The 7,214-nt window shown below is 66.6% G+C and carries 7 protein-coding genes and 1 pseudogene; 6 read left to right on the forward strand and 2 right to left on the reverse strand.

Annotation, left to right across the window (positions count from 1 at the left end; translation table 11 throughout):
- Positions 1-193 precede the first annotated feature (193 nt).
- From D7I43_RS31895 to D7I43_RS31910, 4 genes are all read left to right on the forward strand, one after another.
- Positions 194-388: a hypothetical protein gene (locus tag D7I43_RS31895; RefSeq protein ID WP_120332273.1), complete on the forward strand. Its 195-nt coding sequence runs from the start codon at positions 194-196 to the stop codon at positions 386-388.
- Positions 389-495: 107 nt separating this feature from the next.
- Positions 496-810 carry a hypothetical protein gene (locus tag D7I43_RS31900; RefSeq protein ID WP_120332274.1) on the forward strand — a complete coding sequence of 105 codons (315 nt, stop codon included), beginning with the start codon at positions 496-498 and terminating at the stop codon, positions 808-810.
- Between the two features lie 346 nt (positions 811-1,156).
- Complete coding sequence (locus D7I43_RS32940; protein WP_262419228.1) at positions 1,157-2,260, forward strand: ester cyclase; 1,104 nt, start codon at positions 1,157-1,159, stop codon at positions 2,258-2,260.
- Positions 2,261-2,304: 44 nt separating this feature from the next.
- A complete protein-coding gene (locus D7I43_RS31910) occupies positions 2,305-2,754 on the forward strand; it encodes a PPC domain-containing DNA-binding protein (protein WP_204985341.1) in 450 nt (149 codons plus the stop codon).
- Positions 2,755-2,868: 114 nt separating this feature from the next.
- On the opposite strand, the gene D7I43_RS31915 is transcribed toward D7I43_RS31910, so the two are convergent.
- Together D7I43_RS31915 and D7I43_RS34215 are read right to left on the reverse strand one after the other, a co-directional pair.
- The gene (locus tag D7I43_RS31915; RefSeq protein ID WP_120332275.1) at positions 2,869-4,377 is read right to left on the reverse strand and encodes a glycoside hydrolase family 68 protein; all 1,509 of its coding nucleotides are present in this window, start codon (positions 4,375-4,377) and stop codon (positions 2,869-2,871) included.
- Positions 4,378-5,418: 1,041 nt separating this feature from the next.
- Positions 5,419-5,853, reverse strand: a pseudogene (locus D7I43_RS34215) (ISAs1 family transposase); the annotation flags it as partial.
- A gap of 129 nt (positions 5,854-5,982) precedes the next feature.
- Between D7I43_RS34215 and D7I43_RS31925 the strand changes: the two are divergent.
- On the forward strand, positions 5,983-6,447 hold the full coding sequence (locus tag D7I43_RS31925) for a winged helix-turn-helix domain-containing protein (protein WP_225319901.1): 465 nt from the start codon (positions 5,983-5,985) through the stop codon (positions 6,445-6,447).
- Positions 6,426-7,034 (forward strand): transposase, encoded by a 609-nt coding sequence (locus tag D7I43_RS31930; RefSeq protein WP_120332276.1) that lies wholly within the window; start codon positions 6,426-6,428, stop codon positions 7,032-7,034. The genes D7I43_RS31925 and D7I43_RS31930 overlap by 22 nt, the downstream gene beginning before the upstream one ends.
- Positions 7,035-7,214 lie beyond the last annotated feature (180 nt).

Below are 7,214 nucleotides of genomic sequence, written 5' to 3' on the forward strand. Positions count from 1 at the left end.
GCCGCGCCGCCCACACATTGACCGATGCTGCTTCCGGCATTGCCAATCTGCACAACATCGCTTTGACCTGGTGACCGAGAAGCCCGGCGCAGGCAACCACTCCATCCAGTTACGAGACAGCCCTTAGTGCGCGACAACCACGCGGCCCTCCAACGGGCGTGGCGCGACAGCCACCGGACCGAGGAGGGCCGACGTGTTCAGGGCGCGACCCGCGAGGCTTGAGCACCGGCCGGACACCGCCGGAGAACGGCACATCGAGGAGTCGTTGCGGCAGTTGCGGGGCCTCGCCACCGAGACCGGTCGGGTACGACTCCGGCAACTGCGCGTCTACTCGATCCTGGCGCTGCAGGCCGGGCTCGCCGCGGCACTGGCGTGGTGGGCCGCGTAAAGTCTGCTCGGCAACGCGTCACCGACGTTCGCGCCGATTCTCGCGGTCGCCGCCGTGGCGGCTTCGGTGGGTGAGCGCGTCCTACGGTCGGTCCAGCTGATCTGCGGGTGGCGATCGGCATCGCCGCCGGCGACGGACTGCTCGCGGTGGTCGGCACGGGGCCGTGGCAGACCGGTCTGATCGCTGCGCTGGCCGTGATCGTCGCCGTCGCGTTCATCGGCCGGGGTGTGCTCCTGACCCTGCCGAGGGCCACCCCGATGATCAATTCGATGGTACGGCGCGGCCGCCGGCCGGCAGCCGCAGCGACCGTGCCCACCGCCGCGATCGGGGCGAACACCGGATTCTCACTCACGCCGCTCTTCAGCGCCACGGCCCGGGCGATGCCTGCGGCGATGCCCGACTGCACCGCCACGATTAGATAGATGCTGACCTGTCGTCGCCTGTTCTGTTCGGTCGATTTCCCCCTGTCGCGCCACCGCTGCAACAACTCGTCGGCGCGGTCGGCGTGGACGTCGCCATGCCGGTCGCCACGTCGTCGTGACCAGATGTGCCAGCGCATTACCTGGCCTACCCGCGGTCACGCCCCACAACCGGGCCGCTGCCGCGAACTCCTGCACCCGCAGGCCGAACCGTGTGCCAGGCGCCGGCGGGGGCCCGTCGTGGCCCGGTCCGTGAGAACGCCGCGACAGGGGGTATACCGGCCATGAACAACAGATGCGCACCAAGTCCTACCGGTACGCAGACGATCCCACGGAGGAGCGAATCGACATGGCGCAGCCACAGCCCCGTCCCCGCGGCATCGATCATGTGGGTATGAGCGTCGACGACATCGACACTGCCACCGAGTTTCTGCGCAAGGCGTTCGACGCCAAGGTGTGTTACGACACCCAGACGCGGGACATGCCGCCCCGGCAGGGGCCCGAGACCGAACGTCAACTCGGCATGCCACCAGGGTCGAAGATCACCCGACAGCGTCTGGTGCAGATCGGCGCCGGGCCGAGCATCGAGCTGTTCGAGACCAGCGGCGCCGATCACCAACGCGCGGCGTTGCTGACCGACTACGGGCTCAACCATCTGGCCCTCTACGTCGACGACATCGAAGCGTCCGCCCGCCGGCTTGCCGACGCGGGTGCCCAGATGCTGTCGGAGGTGCACGGCAACTCGCCCCATGAGCAGACACCCGGGAACGGCAGCGTCTACTGTCGTGCCCCCTGGGGGACGCTGATCGAACTACAGACGTATCCGGGTGGCATCGATTACCCGGCCGACAGCGAAACTGCGCGGTGGACGCCGCCGCCCGTCCACGCGGACGAGGACCACCGGGACGCGAACGCCAATCGCGGGCCGACCGGTCAGGGTACGCAGGGCGATGCTTCCCGCCTGGCGGATCAGGGCGGCGAACTCGTCGTACCGGAGATTGTGCAGGTCGACGGCGGCCTGTCACAGGAACGTGCCGTTCAGATCATCCGCACGGCGCAGTTGCTCTACACGTTTTGGAACACGGGCCGGCAAAGCTATCTCGACCAGGCGCTGTCGCCGTCCTTTCGGGACAACATGCTCCCGCCGGGCAGGCCACAGGGCCCGCAGGGGCCGCGTGCGGGCTCGTCCGGGCTGCGCGACGCCATGCCAGACCTGACCCTCGATCTGCACGCCATCTACGTCACCGGGAATCTTTTCACCGCACGTGTCACCTACCACGGTCACTTCACCGGTACCTACAACGGTGTCCAGGGTCGGGGACAGGCGGTCACCTTCGACGCGCTCGATGTCCAGCAGCTCGGCGACGACGGCAAGATCACCCAAGAGTGGCACGTCGAGGACAACCTCGGATTCCTGCAGCAGACCGGTCTCGCGACGATCGCGCAGGGCTGAGCCATCCCGCGGCGGCCCGTGCCGCCGGTCGTGACCAGGAAGGCATGAACATGAAGATGATGGAACTGACCGATGACGGCCGGCGTGTGCTGGTGGTTGCCGTCGACAAGGGCGAGGACGCGGTCACCGCCATTCACGACACCGCAGCTCAGTACGACATCCGCGGAGCGCGAATCACCGCTGTCGGCGGTTTCCACTCCGCCGAGGTGGGCTACTTCGACCGCCAGTCACGCGACTACGTCCACATTCCCGTACCGGAGCAGGTCGAGGTTCTTTCGCTGCTCGGCGACATCGCCGACAACCAGGGTCAGCCGGCACTGCACATGCACACGGTGCTCGGCCGTCGTGACGGCTCGACCGTAGGGGGTCATCTGCTGCGGGGGGAGGTGTGGCCGACCCTGGAGGTCATCATCACCGAGGTCGCCGCCGAACTCACCAAGCAGGTGGACCCAGAGACCGGTCTCGCCCTGCTCTCCGGCACGGCCCGTCAGTGACCAGGTGACCCGTTCGAGGGCGCAGGCACGGCGCCCGACGCGACATGCGTCGGGCGCCGTCTGCGGCTCGGCGGTCAGGTGTCACCGCCACGCCGGCGGGTCGGATCGATGCGATCACCGACGGACGAAGCCACCTGGTGGACTGATGTCGGTGTTGGCGGGAATGTAGCCGTAGCCCAGCAGACCCCCGTCACCGACCGACCGGTCAACCGCGGTTCGGGTGCCGGTAATGTCCATCTTGACCGTCGGGGCGAGCGTGCCGCCCCGACGACCCTCGACGTTGTCGATGAACGATTCGACCAGCCCGCCGGGCATCACGTAGTGCGAGTACGCCTGGAACTGGCGTGGATTCTGCCGGGAATCGGTGGAGCTGATGTTGAGATCGGTGGGGTTGCCCAGCGCCAGCCCGCCCCGGTTGAGAGGCTGGAAGTCGCTGCGGATGCCATTGCCGACGAAGCCGTAGACACCGTCGGGACCGCGCAGACCGGCGGCGTAGGTGAAAGCGTGACTGATGGTGAACAAGTAGTACTTCCACCGGTTGCCCACCTTGCGGATGACGAACTGGGGTCGCTCCGTCTGGTCGTTGACGCAGTTGGCGGACAGGATCGGTGGGAGGAAGTGCCAGCGGGTCAACTCCCGGTTGTCGGCGACCGCCAGACCGATGTTGGCCAACTGGAAGTTGGCGCCTCTGGCGGTGACGTCCGCTGGGGTTTCGCCGCTGTTGCCGAGATCCGACTGCTGACACTGGTACTCGCCGCGCACACCGGCGGTGTTGCCCTCGAACACCATGAAGGTCTTGCCGGGGCGGGCCGGGTCGGTGAAGGTGAACGGGTCACGGAAGGAGAAGAACGGGTTCTGCGCGCCGGTCTGGTACCAGCGCCCGTCCGGCTCAAGCAAGATGTTGTGCCGGCTGAAGCCGGTGAACCACACCCCACTGTCGTCAGCCTGAATCCGTCCCTCACTCATCGTGATTTTGGCGGTGGTCGGTGCTGGGTCGAACCGCATCGAGGTGTAGAAGGTCTTGATGCGGTTTCCCTCGAAGATGCGGGTAGAGCCGGACCACTCCGCCGTGCCCGGTGAGGCGCCGTCGGCGAAGAGGTGTCCGCCGTAGATCCAGGGTGCCGTCTCGTCGGAGGCGCGGTGAAACCAGTAGCTGATGCGGGCGTGGGTGTGTCGGTCGTCGAAGGTGTAACCGGCGTACGGATCGGCGGTCAGCGAGAAGATGACCGTCCAGCCCTTGTAGCTGTACTGGTTGCCTCGCCCGTCGGTCAGCGGCCAGGTGTCCCAGACCCATACCTGCCGTCCGGCCTGGTCGGTCATGATCGGAAAGTCGACGGGGATCTCCGGCATCGTCAGGCGACGGGGCAACGAATTCTGCCCGGGGGCCACGTTGGGATTCGACTGCGCCAAGATCTGCTGCGCGTCGGCCCTGGTCCACTTCGAGGTGTAGTTGGCGTACGGGGAGTAGGCGTCCTGGGTGTGGGAGGAGCCGAGGGCCTGCGGTTGCGGCGCGACGGTGCCGGGTGTCGTGGCGGCGGCACTCGCGGCCGTCGCGGCGGATGGGATCAGCAGGAGCGCGGCGAGGATCGCCGCCGCCGCTCGCGCCGAGCGTTTGATGTGCATCTCTTACCTCGCGGTGATCTGGCGAATGTCGGCGGAGCCGGACTCGTGCTGCGTGGGCCCGCCGCTGTGTACGGGTGATCTGTCGGTCGAACCGTGTCTCTCCGCGGTGCGTGGCGGCGGCCGAAGGCGGGGCACGCGCCCGCTCGCGCAGACGATGACAGGGCGGCAGCGGAAAAGGGCAGGGTGAATTGCGAGCGAGCCTCATACCGGCTCCCTTGAAGGTGGTCGTGTAAACGCAACCGCAGCCTGCGCGACGGCGAATATCGAGTGTTTCTCGGATTGGGTTATCGAGAACCAGACTGTGTCGGACAGATGGCACAGTACGCCCCTGTCACGGTGATAGGCAACTATACGAAACTGAGTTTCGAATAGAGATCTTCTGACCGCAGACCCATAATCGCGGATTTCTTCAGATCAAGGCCGAGGACGGCCTCCGGTCGAACCGGGCAGGGTCGTCGCGACCCGGGGGGCTGCGCGCGGACGGGTCCGTCCCGAGGAGGCGTCAGCCGAGGTCCAGCCCGCCTAGCTGCGGAGGTACCGCCGATCTAGGGCGGTGCGCCTCGTCGGCGACGGTCGGGCTGAGCGAGGTCCGACGCTCCCACCGCGCATACGGCTGCCGGCGGCCGCAATTGCGCCGCCAACCGACGAAGATCGACGTCACTGGAACGCAATGGACCGGGCGCAACCGTGCGAGCCGTCGGAGAGCGCGCGCGGGCGAATAGCGAGAACAATGATTGGCAAAATGCGTCAGGTAGTGGCCAGAGGAGCACCAACGGAGACCACCGTCCCGACACATGGGACAAGCGGGCTAGAAAAATGGGAAAGAAAAAGACCGCAACCCCTGTAAATGCAGGTCGCGGTCTTGATCGTTTGTGCGCCCGAAGGGACTCGAACCCCTAACCTTCCGATCCGTGATCAGATCGTCGCCGATCAGTTTTCTCTACGGAACAAAGGGCAATTCCATACTGCTTGCCGCCGTGCCCGGCGCGCGAGTGAATGGGGCGTCTGCACCTCGCCTCCCCCAGGGCCCCGGCAATGTCCTCAGGTGATGCCGAGTAGGGCCAGTGGTCGGTTGCTGTCGCGGGCGTGGTGTCGGTTGGCGGCGGCGATGTTGGTGACGCCGGTCAGGCGTAGGGCGCCGATGGCGGCGTTGCGCAGGGATGCCATGACCTGTGGTCCGGTGCCGGTGCGGATCTGGGATCGGTCTTCGTCGTAGGTGACGTCGCGGATCCAGTGGACCTTGTTCTCGATGGACCAGTGACCGCGGATCCACTCTGCGAGGTGCTCCGGCCTGGCTTGGTGAACGCGGAGGTCGGTGATCGCGTAGACGGTTTCGGTGGTGAAGCGTTTCGGCTGGTCGAGCCGGCGTCGGCGGCGTCGGATCTGTAGTGCTTGGGCGGCGTGGGGAAAGTCGATTCCGGTGGAGATGGACAGGATCTTCAGGGTGCGGATCTCTCGGCGTCCGTGACCGCGGTCGCTGTCACGGGCGGCGTCGGGAACGGCTCGCTACAGAGGTTGAAAGGCTGACGTCCGTCGGCGTGTCTGCGTGATCTGGGTCGATGTGGGCGGTAGGTCGGAGGCATGAGGTATCCGGCTGGTGGTGGCGTGAACGCGGCAGCCCGGGTCCGGCGTGAGAAGGTCCGGATCCAGGCCGCGACCATGTTCGAGAAGTCCGTACCGACCGCGCAGATCGCTTCTGAGCTGCGGGTTTCCGAGAAGTCGGTGCGTCTGTGGCGACGGCAGTGGACTGCTGGCGGAACGGAGGCTCTGGCGTCGGCCGGGCCGGGAGGCTCGGACTGCAAACTCTCGGTTGAGCAGCTGAAACAGCTGGCCGGGATGCTCGACGAAGGGCCGATCGCGCACGGCTGGGACGATGCCCGCTGGACCCTCGCGCGGGTGGCCGAGGTGATCGAGCGCCGCTTCGGCGTCTCCTACACGCTGCGCGGGGTGTCCTATCTGCTGCATCGCATCGGGTACAGCCAGCAGGTTCCCACTCGTCGGGCGATCGAACGCGATCCCGAAGCGATCACCGGCTGGCATCGCGGGCGGTGGCCGTCGGTAAGAGGTTAGCGGCGGCGCAAGGCGCCTGGATCTGCTTCCAGGACGAGGCAGGCCAGGTCATGCGACCGCCGGTGGCCAAGACGTGGGCCCGGCGGGGGCACACGCCGGTGGTCGAGGTATCCGGCAAGGGCTCCGGCCGGGTCTCGATCGCCGGCCTGGTCTGCCTCAAGCCCGGACAGCGAGGACGGTTGATGTGGCGAACCCGGCTGCACCGTGGTCGTACAGGCGAACGCGGTAGCTTCAGCGAGGACGACTACATCGCCTTCCTCGACCAGACCCACCAGCGTCTACAGGCACCGATGGTGCTGATCTGGGACAACCTGAACACCCACGTCAGCCGCCGCATGCAGGCCCTGATCGCCACTCGGCCGTGGCTGACCGTGATCCGGTTACCCGCCTACGCTCCGGACCTCAACCCCACCGAAGGCGTCTGGCGCTGGATGAAACGCGGCCTGACCAACACCGCCGCCCGCGGTGTCGACCACCTCGCCCAACTGGTCAAACGTCGACTACGCGCGTGTCAGCAACAGACCGATCTCCTCGCCGGCTTCTTCGCCAGCACCGGCATGACCCTCGAACCCGAGCCACCGAGATAACTCGAACCTTGGCCTTTCAACCTCTGTAGCGACGGCGGTGATCACTGCGAGGGGGGACTGCGTAGATTTCCGTGTTTGACCTGGGTGTGGTCCGTTGGACAGGACGTTGATCCTGTCCGGGAAGGACCACGTCATGGCAGACAAGAAGAAGGCGGTTCAGCTTCCGCAGCCGACGGCGGC

Source organism: Micromonospora globbae, from assembly GCF_003610785.1.
In the GTDB taxonomy this organism is placed as follows: domain Bacteria; phylum Actinomycetota; class Actinomycetes; order Mycobacteriales; family Micromonosporaceae; genus Micromonospora; species Micromonospora globbae.